This window comes from Actinomadura sp. BRA 177 (genome assembly GCF_013372625.1).
In the GTDB taxonomy this organism is placed as follows: Bacteria; Actinomycetota; Actinomycetes; order Streptosporangiales; family Streptosporangiaceae; genus Spirillospora.
Window position 1 is genome coordinate 1 of the sequence record NZ_JABXFD010000699.1, and the last position, 1724, is coordinate 1724.

Sequence of the window (1724 nt, forward strand, 5' to 3'; positions counted from 1 at the left end):
GCGCTCAGGCGAGGACGGGGTGGGGATGGCCGAATCCGCGCGCGGGGCATCTCTGATCGACGATGGGGATGTCCGGTGATGTCGTTGCAGGAGCAGGTTCAGGGGGGCGTTGATGCTCTGGTCGCGTCCGGCGCCGAGGTCGGTCTGCAGGTCGCGGTCATAGAGCGGGGACGGGTGGTCGCGGACGTCGTCGCCGGTGCGGCCGACCTAGCACGCGGGCGGGCTGTCACGCCGGACACGCTCTTCTATGCGGCGTCCACCGCCAAGGGTGTGGCGTCGGCGGTGGCGCACGTCCTCGTGGAGCGCGGGGAACTCGCGTACGACATGAGGGCGGCCGACGTCTGGCCCGAGTTCGCCGCCCACGGCAAAGGCGGGGTGACGCTCCGCCACGTCCTCCTTCACACCGCGGGTGTTCCCGCCCCGCCCTACGACACCACGGTCGAGGATCTGTGCGACTGGGACCACATGTGCGCGGTGCTCGCCGAGTCCAGGCCCTGGTGGGAGCCGGGCACTCGCTTCGGCTACCACGCGCAGACGTTCGGTTTCCTCCTCGGCGAGATCGTGCGGCGCGCGACGGGACGCACCCTGGCGTGGTGGCTCCGCGAGGCGATCACCCGTCCGCTGGGCATCGAGGACGAGGTCCACTTCGGCGTGCCCGAGCCCCTGCTGGATCGGGTGGCACGTCAGGTAGCGCCGGTGGAATCACCGCCCGGCCCGCCGGAGCCCGGATCACCGCCCGACAAGGCGAACCCGCCGGGCATCCGACCCGATGCCGCCTACGCCAACCGGCCGGACGTCCTCTGCTCGGACATTCCCTCGGCCGGCACGATGACCGCCCGCGCGGCAGCCCGCATCTACTCCGCCCTACTGGGCCACGTCGACGGGGTCGACCTGCTCTCGCCCGGCCGCCGAGCCGAGCTGGCGGCACTGCACTACGAGGGCATGGACGAGGTCATGGAGATGCCGGCGGCCTGGGCTTTCGGCTTCAGTCCCGGCCTGCGGCCCCGTCCCGGCTCAAGTTTCGGCATGGTCGGCATGAACGGCTCGGCCGCGTACGCCGACATCGACTCGGGCATCGCCTTCGCGGTGATGCGCAATCGCTTCAGCCCCGACATGACGGCGGCCTCGCAAATCGACCGAATCGCCTTTTCCGCACGATCGGAGTGACCATGAAGAACCCGACTCCCCAGCTCGACGCACGCTTCAGCGCCCCGGACGCCGAGCCGGTGCCCTGGGAAACGACCCTGGAGGCCCTGGAATCCGCGCAACTCTTCTGGATCACCACCGTCCGCTCCGACGGACGCCCTCATGTCACGCCTCTTGTGGCCGTGTGGCTGGACGAGGCGCTCCACTTCAGCACGGGCCCCGCAGAGCAGAAGGCCCTGAACCTCACCGGCAACCCACAGGTCGCCCTGACCACCGGCTGCAACCGCTGGGACGACGGTCTCGACGTGATCGTCGAAGGCGCGGCCGAACGCGTCACCACACGCGCCGATCTCGAACGGCTCGCCGCCGCCTGGGCGACCAAATGGAACGGCGAGTGGCGTTTCCAGCCCACCGCAAGCGGATTCACCCACTCCGACGGCGGCCAAGCACACGTCTTCGCAGTACGCCCGTCCAAGATTCTCACCTTCTCCAAGGGCACCTTCGCCCAAACCCGCTACACCCCCACCACCTAACGCCAAGACACAGCCCCACCCGCTCCTGGCTCTTATACCCATCTC

At 69.5% G+C, this 1724-nt stretch carries 2 protein-coding genes; both read left to right on the top strand.

The window, feature by feature from the left end; all coding sequences use genetic code 11:
• Positions 1 to 78: 78 nt before the first annotated feature.
• Positions 79 to 1167, top strand: a complete 1089-nt coding sequence (locus HUX53_RS38410; RefSeq protein WP_176408183.1) for a serine hydrolase domain-containing protein — start codon at positions 79 to 81, stop codon at positions 1165 to 1167.
• A 2-nt stretch (positions 1168 to 1169) separates the two neighbouring features.
• Positions 1170 to 1679, top strand: coding sequence for a pyridoxamine 5'-phosphate oxidase family protein (locus tag HUX53_RS38415; RefSeq protein WP_176408184.1), 510 nt, complete (start codon positions 1170 to 1172; stop codon positions 1677 to 1679).
• Positions 1680 to 1724: the final 45 nt, after the last annotated feature.

What these genes read in the sequence shown, in the direction of transcription:
- HUX53_RS38410 (WP_176408183.1), top strand. Translation starts at nt 79, where the DNA reads ATGTCGTTGCAGGAGCAGGTTCAGGGGGGCGTTGATGCTCTGGTCGCG.
- HUX53_RS38415 (WP_176408184.1), top strand. Translation starts at nt 1,170, where the DNA reads ATGAAGAACCCGACTCCCCAGCTCGACGCACGCTTCAGCGCCCCGGAC.